Origin of the sequence: Natrialba sp. SSL1 (genome assembly GCF_001861355.1) — an archaeon.
Taxonomy (GTDB): Archaea; Halobacteriota; Halobacteria; order Halobacteriales; family Natrialbaceae; genus Natrialba.
Window position 1 is genome coordinate 251,589 of the sequence record NZ_MASN01000018.1, and the last position, 14,700, is coordinate 266,288.

Consider the following 14,700-nt stretch of genomic DNA (forward strand, 5'->3'; position numbering starts at 1 on the left):
ACTGTCCTTTGATGTCGACTGTCCGCTGGACTCGACACTCGAGTCCGGCGGACGGACGGTCCTGTTCTGGCCGGTTTACAGGGGACGACCAATCGGCGATTGACGATCGGCAATCGACGTCCAAGAGGCGACAATCGACATCAACAACTGACACCCGTCAACAGAGCACCCTACTCCACTCCCGCCCCCACACTCGTACGCGCCCAACGCGGCCGGTCACGGAGCCGGCGCAACAATCGGGTGACGACGTGCAACAGCGGTAACTCGAGTAGCGGGCCGATCACGAGTGCCATTGCGACGAGCGGTTCGTGGGGGAACGCGACGACTGCGATGGCGAGGGCAGTCGGCGAGTTGCGTGAGAGGATCGTACAGGAGAGACAGGCGGTTTCCTCGTAGCTGAAGCCGGCGACGGCGCTGACCGCAAGCCCGAGCAGGAAGGTGAGTGCGTAGAACGCGAGGACGGGGACGGCAAGCAGCGCGAGAACGCCAGGGTTAGCGACGAGAACCGTACTCTGGGAGGCGAACATCGCCGCGATTGCGAGTGCGAGAAAGACGATCTGGACCGGTCCAAGCGCGGGGAGCAGCGTCTCCTCGACGACCGACTCGTTGAAGTGACGGGAAAGCGCCACGCGACCGATTGCGGCCGCGCCAAGTGGGATGACGAGGACGAGCAGGATGCTCTCGGCCAGCGTCTCGAGCGGCAGTGTGACGAGTTCACCGGCGAAGACGGCGAGGTAGACGGGGAGCAAGAGCAACTGCAGCACGAGGTTGTAGGGCAGCAACGACGTTGCGAGGGCCACGTCGCCGTCCGCAAGATCGGTAAAGATGAGATACCAGTCGGTACAGGGCGTGACGAGGAGCATGAGCAGGCCGACCCAGAGCGCCGGCTGGTCCTGCAGGAAGACCAGACCGAGACCGACCGCGAGGAGCGGGTTCCAGACGAAGTTGATCGCGAGACTCGCGCCGGCGACGCGGCGATTGCCGACGGCTTCGCGGAGGTCCGCGAGCGGAATCTGCAGGAACGCACCGAGGAGCATCACCAGCAGAAACGGCAGGATCAACCGGTCCGCGATGGCAGGAATGCCGGAGAACTGGCCCGCGACAAGCCCACCCGCGATAGCGAGGGCGATGGTCGGCGTCTGGTACCGCTCGAGCGCGTTCACGATCGATCCGTCGGCCGGCGCGCGGTTAAACTGCCTGCACTCGATCTGTTCGGGGTGCTGTGCCGAAATTCCGTGTGAATCCAGCCGCTCAGAACACCAGGTCCGCGTAGTACGGACTCACGAATCCTTCGATGATACCCGCGACCAGGAGCAGAAGTCCGACGCCCACGAGCACCCAGAACGCCCGCTCGAGTTCGTCCGCAAATGCGACTCGTGTCGTCCGTCCGCGGAACGCCCGCCAGCCCGTCAGTCCCAGCGTGACTCCGACCGCGGTTGCGATGAAGATCGCGGGAATCTCGAAGATTCCGTGGGGAACGACGAAGGCAACGAGTTCCATCAGTTCGGCTTCTGTGCGGGCGATAACTCCCATGTAGACGCCGTTGAACACCAGCGAGACGATCGCCGGAATAACGAGCGCGATGCCGCTGAACGCCGTCGTGATCGCGACCATCCAGTTATTCCCGAAGAACTCGAGTGCGGCCGCCGGCGCGATGTGGCCCTCGAGTCGGGCCGCGATCGAGGTTTCGATGCCGGCGTCGACCAGCGGTGCGCCAGCGCGCCAGCCGATCCAGAAGCTGGCAACCGCGAGGACGACGACTGCCGCGTGGAGCAGCGGCGTGTCGCGGACGTAGGCCACCATCTCGCGCCAGCCGCGGCCGACGCCGCCGCGGAACTGCGTCCAGAGGGACTGGGCGGGCATCTCGGGCGGTTCGAGTCTTCCACGGTAGTTGACGTACAGCGACATCTTCAGCAGGTCGAGCGCCGGCAACAGGACGATCATCGTCACGAGCGAGGTGAACGCGACGACCTCGACGAGCAGCAGGATACCCGAAATGACCGCGACGACGAGGGACGCACCGATCCAGAGCACGTAGTAGAACACCGCGTCAACCGGCCGGGAGCGGATGAAGCCGGCGGTACTCGAAAGCGACCCCAGCACGCCCGTGTCGTCGGCGACGACGGCGACCGGTGCGAACGCGAACAGTGCACGGACCGCGGCCAAGAGTACGGCAACGATGAGGAGCGCGAAGAGCACGGCGGGAACGGCGACGACCGACGTGCCGGTGAGCGCCGAAACTGTGCCGACGGTGGCGACGAGACCGACGCTGGCTGCACCGAGGATACCAATCCAGAGGACGAGTTCGAGCAACACCAGGCCGAGCAAGCGCAGCCAGTACCGGCGGGCACCTGCGAGGGCGGCGATCATCCCGCGGTCGTTTCGGGTGCGGCCGTAGCAGGCACTCAGCTGTGCTGCCGTCGTGACCGCGTAGAGTACGAACGCGAGGACGACCGTGAGGATGACTGACCCGACAATCAAGAGGGCAGTCGTTGGCGTGAGCAGCAACTCGATGAGCGGTTCGAACTGGCTGACCCACTGTTCGACGGCTTCCTCGCTGGCCTCGGGCCCAGGCATGGCTCCCGGGTCGGTTTCCTGGACGAACGAGATGATGGACTCGAGTCGACCGCTGAGACTGAGATACAGGATCCCGATCAGTGCGGCGATCATAGGGACGACCCGGATGATCGCGGGGAGTGCGGCCCCGAGGAAGTACACGGGAAGCAGATCCCCCGGACGACGTCGGAGCGCTGCGACGACGGCGGTGACGGAGTCGGAGAGTGACATCGCTATGAGCCGCTTTCGGACCAGTATCAGTTAAGTGAACCTGTCGGAACCGAACAGCGTGTCCGGCGATCAGTTAAACGTGCGGTCCTCGAACCCGTCCTCGGACTCGGTGTCGTCGCGATTGCCGGAGAGCCGCGGGGTGAACCCGCCCGTGAGGATAACAGCGACAACGATGAGCGCGGCCGCGAGAACGACGTAGTCGGCGCTCGGCTCGTAGCCGGCGAGGCTGGCTCCGGTCGAGATGACGAACATTGTGACCGCGAAGACGACGGTTGCGAGCAGGCCGATAACGAGAATCCCGACGACGCTCGCGAGGAGGCCCTTCATGATGGACTGGATGGATGCCATTGTGGGCCGTTTTGAAGCCACCGTACGTAGTGATTGTGACATCCACTGCGTTTCACTCAGCACAACTGCCGTCGAAGCAGCGGCGAGCGACTGCCACGGCGAGGTTTACAGGACTACTCCGCCTACGACCCCTATGGTCACCACACTCTCCGCCGATCGCCTCGCGGAACTGCAGGACGCGGGCGAATCGTTCGCGCTCGTCGACACCCGCCCCGAAGACAGCTACGAGGCCTGGCACGTCCCCGACGCGATCAACTTCCCGTTCGGCCCGGAGGAGGAACTCGACGAGAACGGCCACCTCGAGTCGTTCAGAGAAACAGTCGGCGACACCGACCAGGTGATTACCATCTGTGCGAAGGGAATCTCCTCCGGAAATCTCGCGATCCAACTCGAGTCCGCCACGGACGAGTACGAGGTGCAGACGGTCGACGGTGGGATGGAGGGCTGGAGCGGGGTCTACGATCACGTCGATCTGAGCGACGAGATTGAAGCGGACGGCCTCACAGTCGTGCAAGTCCAGCGCCGCGCGAAGGGCTGTCTCGGCTACCTCGTCGGCTGCGGTGAAACCGGCGATGCCATCGTCGTCGACCCCACCGCCGACATCGACGAGTTCGAAATCGCGGCCGGCAACGCCGGGCTCTCCATCATCGGCGTCGTCGATACGCACGTCCATGCCGACCACATCTCGGGTGGCCGGGACCTCGCCGACAGCCTCGACGTGCCCTACTACCTCGGCGCGCGTGCCGAAGAGCGCGGCGTCGAACTCGAGTTCACCGCACTCGAGCGCAACGAGGTCCTCGAGGTCGGCTCCCTCGAGATCAAGGCGCTCGCCACGCCCGGCCACACCAGTGAGATGATCACCCTCCTCGTCGACGACGCCGCACTCCTGACCGCCGATACCCTGCACGTCGACTCGACGGGACGGACCGAACTCGAGTTCAACGAAGACAGCGAGGCGCAGCACGCCTCGGAGGATTCGAACGGTGACTCCGTGAGAGAGGGTGAGGAAGGCGCTCGGATGCTCTACGAGACGCTCCACCGGACGATCCTGGCGGAACCCGAGCGCCTCGCGGTCCTGCCGGGTCATGTGACCGTCACCGAGGAGGGCGAGTTCGAGCACGGCTCACCCGGCGAACCGATTCTGACCACCGTCCGAACAGCACGGACCGGAATCGACCTACTCGAGTTGGACGAGGAGGCGTTCGTCGAGCGGATGGCCGACGCCGGCGAGAAGCCAGCGAACTACGAGGAGATTATCGACCGCAACCGCGGAGAACTGGACCTGCCGCCCGAGGAACGAGTCGAACTCGAGATGGGGCCGAACAACTGTTCAGCGTGAGTGCGGTGTCAGGACTTTACGAAAACGAAAATCGAACGGAAGGCTGAGCAGAGTTTGGTTCGACGAGCCGCAGAAAGCGGACAGTCGGCACCCAGCTCCAAGCGGAAGGCATAGTAGAGCGGGTCTAGGACGACGTCAGGCACACTGACTGACGTGCTGGCGAACCTCGTCTGAGAAGGCCAGATCGTGGTCGTACTCCCGGAAGTCGCCGCTGAGAGTATCACCACTGTGGTCAATCTCCGCAAGAACGTAGTAACAGCCTCCCTCGTACACCGAAGAATACGCGGTTTCACCGTTACTGATTGCTGTCTCGGTATCTAGTGAGCGTTCGAGTCCGTGTTCTGGGGCAGTGAACTCGAACGTATACTCGGCAAAATTACCCAGCCACTCACCAACGAGATGGACAGAACCGGCTGCGGGATAGCCGTGGTCGGTCTCCTTCGCTGTCTGGAGCCGTTCCACGGTATGCACTTCGTTGTAGACCTCCGTTCCGTCTTCTTTTGCGACCACCTGCAGATCGACTGCGTCGTCACTACGATTCCCCAGAACGATCGCTGCCGGTGCCGCGACCGGTTCGGCGTCACCTGTGAATGGGAGGGAGTCGAGACATCCTGCAACAGCCGGGACGACCGCGCAGGACGTGAGGACCGCTCGTCGATTCATAGACAGATTATAACCGCCCATGTAACACATAGCTCTTTTGCTATTTTAGTTGCAGTAACGTGTCCCCTATCGGTATCGAATCATTCCGATTTGGTTTCAAATCACTCTGTAAGTGCCATCAGAGCGGGTCGGCGGGGACTCTGGGCAACGTAATCGTTCGACGCTACGACTCACCGGTACGCGAGTCGCCCGAGTCGAGGTGGCGCGTGATTGCAACGCTCGCCCCGATATAGGACGCGAGTCCCACGGCGACGAGAAGCACCAGCGCGGCCAACGTCGTGTAGCTGAAGATGATCTCCGTTACCATGGCGGAGACAGTGTGTCTACAAACTAAAATTTTTGTACCGGAGGGTCGTCTGAAACGACATGATCTCCCAGACGTGGTCCGACCGCATCCACCGGGTCCGGCTGTTCCTCGGCGAGCATCCCGCGTTGCGCTGGTTCGCGCTGCCGCTCATCTTCATGGGCGCGGTGGTCACCGCGCTCCTCTTGCTTGCGTCGGACGTTACGGCCGTCGAGGCCGGCCAGGTTACCGGCCTCTTTCTCCTCGGGTCTGTCGCTGTCATCGCATTCGGGCTCGGTACCGAACGTGCGCTTAGAGCCGTGTTCGCCTGAACGAACACCTTACCGGGAGTACGTCTCCAGACGCACCAGTCGCGCTTGCTCGCGATCGACTGTGAAAAAGTCCGCAAACTCGAACAGTTCGCCGGACTCGTCGCACACTCGTCCGCGAGCCGCGACCGTGACCGTGAGTTCGTCGGTACTCGAGTTCGACTCCGCCTCCGACTCCGACTCACCTTCGTGCTCGCGCGCGTCGTCATCTGCGAGGACCAACTCGAGTTCGTGTGTCGTCTCCGGGTTCGGTCGCTCCTCGCGCATGAACTCGATGAATGCCGCGCGGTCATCGAAGGTACGGTCGGGACGGCGCTGGGTGAACGCCGGGGCGAGCACCGTCTCGAGGGCGTCGTAGTCGTGGGCGTCGAGCGCGTCGTAGTAGCGTCGAACGAGACCGGTGGCGTCCATGGCGGGCTATTCTGGCTGGAGTGTCAAAAGGGTGCGCGCCAGCGGTGCGGGGCAGTGGGGTGGATAGCATCGCCCGTCAGGATGCGTCTGCGTACCCCTGCAGAAACTGCTCGAGGAGCCAGAAACAGACCGCCACAGCGGTGACGAGCAGCCAGGCGAGTCCCTGCGCAGTGCTGTCCAGAATGCCGGTCCCAAAGAGGACGAATCCGAGACCGGCGAGGAGGACGACGGTGTATCCGAGCGACCAGCGGCCCATGGGTGGTGTAGCAGTCGATGCCTGAGACGATAGGTGCTCGGAACACCAGGTGTTTAGCATCGCAACGCGATCGAGTGTCGAACTATCAGACCACCTACCAAAATGGCGTTCAGCGAACACTTACACACTCTCCCGTCGACACGTCTATCATGGCAACTGCTGACGAAGACCGCGCAGACACCGAGTTCAGTCCGGCCGTCTCACTCGAGGCACTCGAGAAGACCGGTCGCGAACTGGTGAGTATCGACGGCACGCCGCTGGCGATCTTCGCCCACGAAGGCGAGGTCAAGGCCGTGAACAACCGCTGTCCGCACATGGGGTTCCCGCTCGTTGAGGGGACCGTCGACGACGGCATTCTCACCTGCCACTGGCATCACGCGCGCTTCGAACTCTCCTGTGGCGACACCTTCGATCCCTGGGCCGACGACGTCCAGACGTATCCCGTCGAGATTCGAGACGGCACCGTCTACGTGAACCCGAATCCAGAGCGAGACCTGCCACCAGCCGAGCACTGGGCGAACCGTCTCGAGACCGCACTCGAGGAGAACCTGCGGCTGGTCGCGGCGAAGTCCGCGATCGGCCTGCTGGATGCGGGCGTCGAACCCGAGGCACCGATCGGGACGACGCTCGCGTTCGGAACCCAGTATCGGGAGTCGGGCTGGGGGTCGGGACTCACGATTCTCGGCTGTATGACGAACCTGCTGGACGATGTCGAGCCGGAGGACCGAAAGCGAGCGCTGTACACCGGCATCCGCCACGTCGCGGACGACTGTGCAGGCGAGCCACCGAGCTTCGACCAGCCCGCCTTCGATACGACGGAAGTCACCTTCAGTCGGCTGAAATCCTGGTTCCGCGACTGCGTCGAGGTTCGGGACGCCGACGGCGCGGAGCGCTGTCTGCGAACCGCCGTCGCCGCGAACTACTCGGCGGCCGAGATCGCCGAACTCGTCGTCGCCGGCGCGACCGATCATCCTTATCTCTCGAACGGACACGTCCTCGATTTCGCGAACAAAGCCTTCGAGAGCCTCGAGGAAACCGACTGGGAGCACGCCGAGACGACGCTCGCGGCCCTCGTCGAACCGCTCGTCACCGCCGCCCGCAGCGACGAGCGTTCCTCGTGGCGACAGCCGATCGATCTCGTTGCACTCCTCGAAGACACCTACGGCGGGAGCGTCACAGAAACGAGTGGACTCGAGTCCCTTGCTGCCGAGGGTCGAGAGGCAGCCGAGCCGTGGACACCACCCGCAGACCTCCAGGAAACGCTTCTCGGTGACGATCCCGAGCTCATCGTCGACACACTCGCCGAGGCGATTCGGCAGGGAGCGACGACCGAGGAACTGGCGAGCGAGGTCGCTTACGCCGCCGCGACGCGCGTCGCCCAGTTCGGGACCGCAAACGAGTTTAGCGACTGGAACACCGTCCACCATACGTTCAGTTACGCGAACGCGGTCCACCAGTTCGCGCGCCGAACAGATGCCGTCGAGACCTACCGCGGCGTCTTCGACGGCGCGCTCTCGGTCTACCTCGACCGATTCCTGAATACGCCGCCCGCGCCGATTCCCACCCCCGGAGAGAGCGACACCGGCCGCGATCCGGACGCCGTTAGCCAGGCGGTACTCGAGACGTTCGACGCAGAGGGCGAGGTGGACGAAGCGGGTCGGTTAGTCGCCGAATTCTTCGACTGTGGCGGCGACCCCGCCGACTTGCGGCGAACACTCGGCCACGGGTTGTTGCGCGAGGACGCCGGGTTCCACACGCTCCAGAACGTCGAGGCGGCGTTCCGGCAGGCCGAACTCGCCACCGACGCGGCGGCGGATCGGGGTCTCGACACCGATGCAGCCGAGCAGCGCCGGCGCGTGCCACTCATCGCGACGGCTCGCTATCTGGCGGCGCACTTCCCGACACGCCGGGAGGCCGAACAGACGTTCACCATCGCTGCGCGGCTCAATCGGGGCGAAGCGATTCACGAGGCTGCCGAGTCGAACTGAGGAACCAGCGCAGCAACAGAAAAAGCACAACGAAGTCGAACGCCGCACGCAGGGAACGAGCGCGAGAGACAGGACGCAGGACGCGGGTCCTCAGTCGCCCTGAATTGTGCCGCCACCCTCGGGACCGTACCGCTCGGCGTCGTCGTACCGGACACACTTCGCCGTCTGTTCCGGCGTCACCTGATGCGTCGTGATCTCGCCGCGTTCACAGGGCGAGGCGAACTCGGACTCGATTCGGTCGCGAGCCTGTTCGCGGTCGCCCTCTGTCGCCGTCGTGAGTACGTCGGAAAGGACGCGCTCGGCCTCCGAATCGGCGAGTTCGGCCGGAATGTCGTAGGACTCACGGAGCGCAGCAGGTGTCGCCTCCTCGTCTTCGCTCGTGAGCGTGAGATCGTCACGGAGCAGGTCCTGGCGGAAGTTCGCGACCGCACGCCAGTGATCCTGGTCCATCTCGTAGCCTTCGGGTTGGACAAGTTTCGGACAGCGCGGGTGGAACCGACAGCCACTCGGCACGTCGACGGGGTCCGGTACCTCGCCGACGAGTTCGATCCGCTCGCGGTCCTCGGTCGGGTCGATCCGCGGGACCGAGGAGACCAGCGCCTGCGTGTAGGGGTGTTTCGGATCGTTGATGATCTGGTCTGCTGGACCGACTTCGACCAGTTCGCCCAGGTACATGATCCCGATCCGGTCGCACATGTGCTTGAGCAGGGAGAGGTCGTGACTGATGTAGACCGCCGTTAGCCCGAGCTCCGTCTGAAGTTCCTTGAACAGGTCGAGAATGCTCGCCCGAATCGAAACGTCGAGCATACTCGCCGGCTCGTCGGCCAGCAGGAACGACGGCTCGAGTGCAAGCGCGCGAGCGATGCCGACGCGCTGGCGTTCGCCACCCGACAGCTCGCTCGGGTACTCGTCGGCGTAGGCCTCGGCCGGCCGGAGTCCGGCCTGTTCGATGGTCTCGTAGACGCGCGCGTCGCGCTCCTCGCTGGTGCCGACATCGTGCACGTCGAGGGGCTCTTTGACCCACTCGTAGACCGTGAATCGCGGATTAAGCGACTTGTACGGGTCCTGGTGAATGATCTGGGCCTCACGGCGGAACTCGTTGAGTTCAGCGCCGCCGACGTCGGTGATCTCCTTGCCGTCGAAGTGGATCTCACCGCCCGTCGGCTCGAGGAGTCTGATCGCGCTCTTGCCGAGCGTCGTCTTTCCACAGCCGGACTCGCCGGCGAGACCGAACGCCTCGCCCTCGCGAACGCCGAGCGAGACGCCGTCGACGGCCTTGACCGCGTCGTTGCTTTCCCCGTGCAGGATGCGCGAGACGAGCCCCGTGTTGACCGGGAAGTGCTTCTCGAGTCCCTCGATGCGGAGCTTGTACGTTTCATCGCGCTCGTCGCCCGCGCCTGCGCCGGTTGATTCGGCGTCGGTCGCAGTGGCGTCGGACTCGGAGTCGAATCCAACCGCGTTCGGGTTCGGATCAGTCATCGAGTTCCACCTCCGCTTCCGCGGCCTGTTCGTCGACTGTCTCGGCCGGTTTTCGCTCGCCGAGGTCTTGCTCGCGCCAGGTCTCTTTCTTGCCGGCTTCCGCCTGCAGGTGCTCGATCTCGTCGGCGCGGTGGCACTCGACCTGATGGCCGTCGCCGTAGGACTCGGGCTGTGGCGTTACTTCCCAGCACTCCTCCTCGGCGAACGGACAGCGCGGTGCGAAGCGACAACCTTCGCCGGGGTCGACCAGTTCCGGCGGCGTACCGGGGATTGAAATGAGCTCCTGGTCGTCGTCGCTGATGTCGGGGAATGCGTTTCGCAGCCCGAGCGTGTAGGGGTGGCGCGGATTCGTGATGATCGTCTCGGCGTCCGCAATCTCGACGATTCGGCCGCCGTAGACCACGGCGATGCGGTCACAGGTTTCGCTGACGACCGACATGTCGTGGGTGATCATGATCATCGCGCTGTTCAGTTCCTCCTGCATCTCTTTGATCGTCTCCAGGATACGGTCCTGAATGACCACGTCGAGCGCCGTCGTCGGCTCGTCTGCGAGCACGAGCGACGGCGAGAGTGCGAGTGCGAGCGCGATCATCGCGCGCTGGGCCATCCCGCCGGAGAACTGGTGGGGATAGTCGTCGATCCGGTCGGGATCGATCCCGAGGTCGTCGAACAGTTCGCGGCCGCGCTCGCGGGCTTCTGCCTTCGAGGTGTCGTCCTCGTGGTGTCTGATCACTTCGACGATCTGGTCGCCGACGGTGTAGACGGGATCGAAGCCGTTCATCGCGTTCTGCGGAATCATCGAGATTTCCGACCAGCGGATCTGGCGTCTGAGCTCCTTGTCGGAGAGTTCGGTGATCTCGGTTCCGTCGAACTCGATCGAGCCGTCGACGATTTCGGCGTTGTCGGGTAGCAGCCGGATAATCGACTTCGCGAGTGTCGTCTTTCCGCTCCCACTCTCGCCGACCAGACCGACGGTCTCGCCGCGCTCGATCGACAGCGAGGCGTCGTCCGTCGCACGAACCCAGCCGTCGTCGGCACCGTAGTACGTCTTCAGTCCGTCAATATCGAGTAGCGTCATTATTGGTGGTTGAGTTCAGGGTTGACCTCTTTCTCGAGCGTGCGGCCGATGAAGAACACCGACATCACGAACAGCATGATGCAGATGCCCGGTGGGAAGACCCACCACCACGCCTCGCGGATCGCGTTCGCGGTGTAGACGTTGTAGATCATCTCACCCCACGAGAGCATGTTCGGGTCACCGAAGCCGAGGAACGAGAGGCTGGCCTCGGCGATCACTGCCCACGCGACTGCGAACGCCGCGTACAGGAACGTCAGCGGCAACACGTTCGGCAGGATGTGGCGGTACATGATCCGCACGTGGCCGGCACCGATGGCCTGTGCACTCTCGACGTACGGCCGTTGCTTGTGGCTCAACACCTGCGCTCGGATCACCCGCGCCGTCGAACGCCACAGAATCAACACGATCGCCACGATGATGTTGACGATACTGCTGCCCAGGATCGCCACGAGGACGATCGCGAACGGCAGGAACGGCACACCGTAGACGATGTCGGTGATCCGCATCAGTACGTCGTCGACCCAGCCGCCGAAGTAGGCGCTGATGAGGCCGACGTTCGTACCGATGAAGACAGCCATGAACGCCGCGAGACTGCCGACGATCAACGTTACGCGCGTCCCTGCGATAAGCTGGGAAAGCACGTCACGACCCATGTCGGTCGTTCCGAGCGGGTGCGCCGCCGAGGGGGACTCGAGTCGGTCGCCGACTGCGCGCTCACCCGGGTCGTACGGTGCGAGTCCGGGCGTCGAGACCGTGAAGTCCAAGAACTCGATCGTGTACGGTCGAGCGAAGATCCCGATAAAGATGAACAGCGCGAGGATCGCCAGCCCGATCTGACCGAGGCGATCGCCTTCGAACACCTCGAATCGCTGTCGGAGAGACGCGAGTCGCTCGCCGCTGCTGGTCGTCGTGCTGTCGGTCGGTGACGGTTGTTCGGTACTCATTCGTACTCCACCCTCGGATCGAGGTAGACGTAGGCGAGGTCAGCGACGAAGTTCATGATGATCACGACCGATCCCATGAGGAAGAACGCCGCCATCGCCAGCGGATAATCGTTGTTGTTTACCGCACTCACCATCTCGCGACCCATTCCGGGCCAGTTGAAGACGGTCTCGATGACGACCGAGCCACCCATCGCAGTCCCGGTCGCGATCGCTGCAACCGTCACGATCGGCAGGATCGAGTTGCGAGCGGCGTGCTTGTACAGCACCGTCCGCTCCGGCAGCCCCTCTGCTTTCTTGATCTCGATGAAGTCGGCGTTCAGGACGTCAAGCATCGTCGAGCGCATGAGCAGCGTGGGCGTCGCCAGATAAGCGATCGCGCCGGTCAGCGCCGGCAGGAACAGGTGGCGCAGGAAGTCGAGCGAGCCGTATCGGGCGACGAAGCCGCCGCCGAGCTCACCACCCGTCGTGCGCATCCCACTCGAGGGGAACCAGCCGAGCCAGAAGACGAACACGGACAGCAAGACGATGCCGACCCAGAACTCCGGCGAGGAGCGGGCGACGAGCGTCACGACGATGCCGCCGCGTTCGAATCGCGAGTCACGCCACCAGCCCATGAGGGCACCGAAGGTGATGCCGATGATGTAGGCGAAGATGAGCGCCGTCGCCATCAGAACGATCGTGTTCATGAATCGAACGGCGATGATACTGGTCACCGGATCGTTGTAGATGAACGACTGGCCGAAGTCACCGGTTAGCAGTTGGCGAACGTATTCGATGTACTGTACGTGGAGGGGTTCGTTTAAGCCGAGCTCTGCAATCCGCTGTTCGCGCTGTTCGGGCGTCATGCCGTCCATGATGAACATCGACGTCGGATCGCCCGGCATCATCCGAAAGAGAACGAACAGGAGCGTAAAGAACGCCCAGAACGTGACGACGAGCTGGAGACATCGTCTCACGACGTAGGCTCTCAGTCCCATCGGTCACCACACCCAGTGTCGCTAATGAATATCATGTATCGTGTCGTATAATCGTTAAATACCGTAGTGGAGGGTCGCGCCGGTCGGTTACTGGTCTTCGCCGTAGTGGAGTCGGCCGTCGTCGTCCCAGCCGTAGCCACCGTCTGCGAGCTCCTGACGTGCGGCGTCGAGATCCTCGTAGAACTCCTCGACGTCGGGGTTGTGCCAGAACTCGTTGTGCTCGGAGATAGTCGAGTGGGTCACCGTGCCCATACCGTCACGGATGAACTCGACGTACTCCTCCTTCGGGACGCCGTAGGACAGCGCCCGGCGGACGTGGCGGTCACCGAACGGTTCGCGACGCGTGTTGTACTCGATCATCGCGTACCCGATGGCCTCGAACTCGGAGAGATCGAGGTCGTCGTCCTCTCTAACACGGTTGACAGCCGTCGGCTGTGGCACCGCACCGACCATATCGAGCTGGCCGGCCTCGAGGTCGTTGACGAGCTGTGCGGTGTCTGCACCGGGGACGCGGATGAGGTTGTCCGCGTTCGGTGCCTCGAAGTGGTCGTCGAACGCCGACAGCTGCAGTTCGGCCTGGCGCTCCCAGTCGACGAACTCGAACGGACCGCTGCCGATCCAGTCCTCGTCTTCGTAGTCGACGAGCTCTTCCGGAGCGACGTCGCCCCAGACGTGTTCGGGGAAGATGTACACCTGACCGAGAACGTTCGCGACGAACGGTGCGTACTCCTCTGCGAGGTGGAACGTGATCTCGTTTCCAGAAGTTTCGATCTCCTCGATGTCCTCGACGAGCGAACTGTAGGTCGGCGAGTCGGCGTACAGATTGTACGTAAACTCCACGTCGTCGACCGTCACTGGCTCACCGTCGTGGAAGGTGTGGCCGTCCCGAATCTCGACGGTGTAGGTCATCCCGTCGTCTTCGATGACGGGGTCGTCCGTCGCCAGCCACGGCGTCGGCATCCCGTCCTCGCCGATCCGGTACAGCTGATCGTAGAGGAGGCGGACGAACTGCCGGTCAGGCGTCGCCAAGTCCTGCATCGGGTTCAGCGAAATGATCTCGGAGGGGTAACCAAAGCGGACCGTGTCGTCGTCCGTCGGCGTCACCGACGTCAGGTTCCAGAACGAGTTCAGCCCTTCACCGAGCGTCGGGTTGATGTCCGTAATACGGGAACTCGCGTACGGCTCGTAGCCACCCTCGTTTGCGATGTACGTTCGCGGCTGCGCTTCCGCGATCATCTCCTGTGCCTCGTAGACGGTCTGCTGGCGCTCGTCTTCGTCGACCTGCGTCACCTGCAGCTCCGCCAGTTCGTCGTACTCGTCGCTCTCCCAACCCGGCGTGTTTCGACCGCCCTCTCCCGTCGTCGAGGAGTGGTGCATGTCGAAGATGAACGTGTGCGGGTCGATCCGCTCCGGCGTGCCGCCCCAGCCAAGCAGCGACGCGTCGAAGTCCTGCTGGACAACCACCTGATCGACGTGTGCGTTGAACTCGAGTTCCTCGAGATCCACGTCGAAGCCGAGATCTTCCCAGTTGTCGGCAACGATATCTGCGAGTTCGTTACGGAACGGGTTCGCACCCGCCGTCGGTGCGACGAAATGAATCTCTGGCACTTCGTCGCCGAGATTCTCCGCACCGTCGACATCCGATTCTCCGTTCTGACTCACACAGCCTGCGAGACTGGTCGTCAATCCTGCTGCACTCGCAGCCCCAACACCCTTCAGCACAGTACGTCGCGATTTGCTATCGTCTCCCATTATACAGCAGTACCTCTGATCAGAGATATATAAATATGTGTGATTCAAAAACAACAGAACGAGTAG

15 protein-coding genes are annotated in these 14,700 nt (G+C 63.2%); 3 read left to right on the forward strand and 12 right to left on the reverse strand.

Features of this window, described 5'->3' with window-relative positions; genetic code table 11:
- Positions 1–170 precede the first annotated feature (170 nt).
- The 3 genes from BBD46_RS05390 to BBD46_RS05400 form a co-directional block, all read right to left on the reverse strand.
- Complete coding sequence (locus BBD46_RS05390; protein WP_071400719.1) at positions 171–1,163, reverse strand: arsenic resistance protein; 993 nt, start codon at positions 1,161–1,163, stop codon at positions 171–173.
- Positions 1,164–1,251: 88 nt separating this feature from the next.
- Positions 1,252–2,787 (reverse strand): stage II sporulation protein M, encoded by a 1,536-nt coding sequence (locus BBD46_RS05395; protein WP_071400720.1) that lies wholly within the window; start codon positions 2,785–2,787, stop codon positions 1,252–1,254.
- A 69-nt stretch (positions 2,788–2,856) separates the two neighbouring features.
- Positions 2,857–3,135: a hypothetical protein gene (locus BBD46_RS05400; protein ID WP_071400721.1), complete on the reverse strand. Its 279-nt coding sequence runs from the start codon at positions 3,133–3,135 to the stop codon at positions 2,857–2,859.
- Between the two features lie 133 nt (positions 3,136–3,268).
- Here BBD46_RS05400 and BBD46_RS05405 point away from each other — a divergent pair, with 133 nt between their 5' ends.
- On the forward strand, positions 3,269–4,474 hold the full coding sequence (locus BBD46_RS05405; RefSeq protein ID WP_071400722.1) for an MBL fold metallo-hydrolase: 1,206 nt from the start codon (positions 3,269–3,271) through the stop codon (positions 4,472–4,474).
- Positions 4,475–4,609: 135 nt separating this feature from the next.
- On the opposite strand, the gene BBD46_RS05410 is transcribed toward BBD46_RS05405, so the two are convergent.
- Complete coding sequence (locus tag BBD46_RS05410; protein ID WP_071400723.1) at positions 4,610–5,137, reverse strand: hypothetical protein; 528 nt, start codon at positions 5,135–5,137, stop codon at positions 4,610–4,612.
- Between the two features lie 163 nt (positions 5,138–5,300).
- On the reverse strand, positions 5,301–5,444 hold the full coding sequence (locus BBD46_RS22550) for a hypothetical protein (RefSeq protein ID WP_171908157.1): 144 nt from the start codon (positions 5,442–5,444) through the stop codon (positions 5,301–5,303).
- A 59-nt stretch (positions 5,445–5,503) separates the two neighbouring features.
- On the opposite strand from BBD46_RS22550, the gene BBD46_RS05415 reads away from it, so the two are divergent.
- Positions 5,504–5,752, forward strand: a complete 249-nt coding sequence (locus BBD46_RS05415) for a hypothetical protein (protein ID WP_071400724.1) — start codon at positions 5,504–5,506, stop codon at positions 5,750–5,752.
- A gap of 9 nt (positions 5,753–5,761) precedes the next feature.
- On the opposite strand, the gene BBD46_RS05420 is transcribed toward BBD46_RS05415, so the two are convergent.
- Together BBD46_RS05420 and BBD46_RS05425 are read right to left on the reverse strand one after the other, a co-directional pair.
- The gene (locus tag BBD46_RS05420; protein WP_071400725.1) at positions 5,762–6,160 is read right to left on the reverse strand and encodes a nuclear transport factor 2 family protein; all 399 of its coding nucleotides are present in this window, start codon (positions 6,158–6,160) and stop codon (positions 5,762–5,764) included.
- Between the two features lie 76 nt (positions 6,161–6,236).
- Positions 6,237–6,416, reverse strand: a complete 180-nt coding sequence (locus BBD46_RS05425; protein WP_071400726.1) for a hypothetical protein — start codon at positions 6,414–6,416, stop codon at positions 6,237–6,239.
- Between the two features lie 149 nt (positions 6,417–6,565).
- On the opposite strand from BBD46_RS05425, the gene BBD46_RS05430 reads away from it, so the two are divergent.
- A complete protein-coding gene (locus tag BBD46_RS05430) occupies positions 6,566–8,404 on the forward strand; it encodes a Rieske (2Fe-2S) protein (protein ID WP_071400727.1) in 1,839 nt (612 codons plus the stop codon).
- Positions 8,405–8,494: 90 nt separating this feature from the next.
- Here BBD46_RS05430 and BBD46_RS05435 read toward each other — a convergent pair whose 3' ends face one another.
- The 5 genes from BBD46_RS05435 to BBD46_RS05455 all read right to left on the reverse strand — a co-directional run bounded on the left by BBD46_RS05435 (position 8,495) and on the right by BBD46_RS05455 (position 14,634).
- Positions 8,495–9,883: an ABC transporter ATP-binding protein gene (locus BBD46_RS05435; RefSeq protein WP_071400728.1), complete on the reverse strand. Its 1,389-nt coding sequence runs from the start codon at positions 9,881–9,883 to the stop codon at positions 8,495–8,497.
- Positions 9,876–10,961, reverse strand: coding sequence for an ABC transporter ATP-binding protein (locus BBD46_RS05440; protein ID WP_071400729.1), 1,086 nt, complete (start codon positions 10,959–10,961; stop codon positions 9,876–9,878). Before BBD46_RS05440 ends, BBD46_RS05435 begins: the two co-directional genes overlap by 8 nt.
- On the reverse strand, positions 10,961–11,905 hold the full coding sequence (locus BBD46_RS05445; protein ID WP_071400730.1) for an ABC transporter permease: 945 nt from the start codon (positions 11,903–11,905) through the stop codon (positions 10,961–10,963). Before BBD46_RS05445 ends, BBD46_RS05440 begins: the two co-directional genes overlap by 1 nt.
- Positions 11,902–12,882 (reverse strand): ABC transporter permease, encoded by a 981-nt coding sequence (locus BBD46_RS05450; RefSeq protein WP_006652639.1) that lies wholly within the window; start codon positions 12,880–12,882, stop codon positions 11,902–11,904. Before BBD46_RS05450 ends, BBD46_RS05445 begins: the two co-directional genes overlap by 4 nt.
- A gap of 87 nt (positions 12,883–12,969) precedes the next feature.
- Positions 12,970–14,634: an ABC transporter substrate-binding protein gene (locus BBD46_RS05455; protein ID WP_253184504.1), complete on the reverse strand. Its 1,665-nt coding sequence runs from the start codon at positions 14,632–14,634 to the stop codon at positions 12,970–12,972.
- Between the last annotated feature and the right edge of the window lie 66 nt (positions 14,635–14,700).

Coding starts and splice junctions, on each gene's coding strand:
- BBD46_RS05395 (WP_071400720.1), bottom strand. CDS start 2,787: ATGTCACTCTCCGACTCCGTCACCGCCGTCGTCGCAGCGCTCCGACGT.
- BBD46_RS05400 (WP_071400721.1), bottom strand. CDS start 3,135: ATGGCATCCATCCAGTCCATCATGAAGGGCCTCCTCGCGAGCGTCGTC.
- BBD46_RS05420 (WP_071400725.1), bottom strand. CDS start 6,160: ATGGACGCCACCGGTCTCGTTCGACGCTACTACGACGCGCTCGACGCC.
- BBD46_RS05405 (WP_071400722.1), top strand. CDS start 3,269: ATGGTCACCACACTCTCCGCCGATCGCCTCGCGGAACTGCAGGACGCG.
- BBD46_RS05445 (WP_071400730.1), bottom strand. CDS start 11,905: ATGAGTACCGAACAACCGTCACCGACCGACAGCACGACGACCAGCAGC.
- BBD46_RS05410 (WP_071400723.1), bottom strand. CDS start 5,137: ATGAATCGACGAGCGGTCCTCACGTCCTGCGCGGTCGTCCCGGCTGTT.
- BBD46_RS05430 (WP_071400727.1), top strand. CDS start 6,566: ATGGCAACTGCTGACGAAGACCGCGCAGACACCGAGTTCAGTCCGGCC.
- BBD46_RS05425 (WP_071400726.1), bottom strand. CDS start 6,416: ATGGGCCGCTGGTCGCTCGGATACACCGTCGTCCTCCTCGCCGGTCTC.
- BBD46_RS05450 (WP_006652639.1), bottom strand. CDS start 12,882: ATGGGACTGAGAGCCTACGTCGTGAGACGATGTCTCCAGCTCGTCGTC.
- BBD46_RS05415 (WP_071400724.1), top strand. CDS start 5,504: ATGATCTCCCAGACGTGGTCCGACCGCATCCACCGGGTCCGGCTGTTC.
- BBD46_RS05435 (WP_071400728.1), bottom strand. CDS start 9,883: ATGACTGATCCGAACCCGAACGCGGTTGGATTCGACTCCGAGTCCGAC.
- BBD46_RS05455 (WP_253184504.1), bottom strand. CDS start 14,634: ATGGGAGACGATAGCAAATCGCGACGTACTGTGCTGAAGGGTGTTGGG.
- BBD46_RS22550 (WP_171908157.1), bottom strand. CDS start 5,444: ATGGTAACGGAGATCATCTTCAGCTACACGACGTTGGCCGCGCTGGTG.
- BBD46_RS05440 (WP_071400729.1), bottom strand. CDS start 10,961: ATGACGCTACTCGATATTGACGGACTGAAGACGTACTACGGTGCCGAC.